1 protein-coding gene is annotated in these 1,427 nt (G+C 34.8%); it reads left to right on the top strand.

Going from position 1 to position 1,427, the window contains the following annotated elements; translation table 11 throughout:
• Positions 1 to 47 precede the first annotated feature (47 nt).
• On the top strand, positions 48 to 1,310 hold the full coding sequence (locus HC728_RS19550) for a hypothetical protein (RefSeq protein ID WP_190395970.1): 1,263 nt from the start codon (positions 48 to 50) through the stop codon (positions 1,308 to 1,310).
• Positions 1,311 to 1,427: the final 117 nt, after the last annotated feature.

Here is a 1,427-nt window from a genome sequence, read left to right as displayed (position 1 = left end):
GTAGCAAACGTGTTATGCAGGCGTTAGCCAAACAAAGGATAATTTAGTTGGAAATATTACTTGAGAATCTAAAATCGATCGAAGAGAGCAACCATTTTCTACGGGCTCTTTGGGCTAAAATTAATACTAAATATGGAAGCTGTTCTTGGAATTTCACGCCATCTAGAAATACGTCGTCAAAAGTAATTCTATTGGGTCATATGAATATTAAGGATGACTTAATTATTGAAGTTAGTGTTCGTTATAAGAATAAAGGAAATCTTGTTGCGATTAATTTTCACAACATAGCAGAATGTTCAAAGCAAGATTCAGAGTTAAATAATTTACGAAAGTTAGTTAAAGAGTGTCAGAATTACAATAGTTTGATAAACGAGTACTATTGTTCAAAACAATATGAGCTTGTTAGAGGGAATTTTTCTAGCTATCAAGGTAATTTTTTTTCCATTAAACCTTTATCTGATAATGTATTCGAATTAGTGTGCAAGGTTAAAGCCTACGGAAAAAAAGATGCAGGTACTATCGGTGCCGAGAAAGCTTCACAGATAGTAAACATACTATCTGTATTTTCAAACGGATTAATATTACATAACACTGAAAGTATTATTTGCAATAATAAAACAGTTGAGCATAACATTTATGATCGAAATCATAACTGGATTGATGACCGACCTTTAGATAATAATAATATATTAATTTCATCCAAAGCTTGTGAGTTAATTGATAAGGTGCTGAGCTTATCCGCATATAACGAGAATCTTTTATTGTTATTAGGTGCATTCTCACATTTCCACTCAGCACGCTCACAAGATGCATTAGAGTTTGACTCCGTTATTCCGTCTAAAACACTTCATAAGTGTAATGATGAATATACATTTACCTTCGAGGAAGACACTCGTTTTCGTGTATCTAAGGAGATTCAAAGATCTGCAACAGAAAATGCATCCGTACTTTATATCTCTGCGTTGGAAGTTATATCACTTATAGGCGCAGAGTCTGCCGAACGGTGCCGAGAATGTAAACAAGATAGGTATTCAATATCAGCAAGGGTTCAACAGTATTTAAAAAATAATGGATGTGGGAGTCTAGTAAAAACAATTAAGGATTACTACAATCTAAGATCTCGCTATTTACATCAAGGGCAGCTAATTAAAAACAATACGTACACTGGAACAACTGTACCAGTTCTTGATTTGAATACTCAAAGTCACTTAAATGAATACAGTCAAATTAGCGTTTTAAACCTGAGAGAATGGTGTGCGTATTTGCTTCGGCAGTCATTAGAGACAGCGCCCAGTGATATGTTCGGCTAACAAATGCATCAACACGATTTACTACACTCGGCATCTCAGGTTGTCGGGTGTTTCTCATTTTAAGGCGTCAATTTCAAGTATGATTGCATAGTAGCAAACGTGTTATGCAGGCGTTAT

Source organism: Aliivibrio sp. S10_S31, assembly GCF_014694495.1.
GTDB lineage: Bacteria > Pseudomonadota > Gammaproteobacteria > Enterobacterales > Vibrionaceae > Aliivibrio > Aliivibrio fischeri.
Note: the sequence above shows the minus strand (reverse complement) of the source record. Positions and strands in the feature narration are given on the sequence as shown.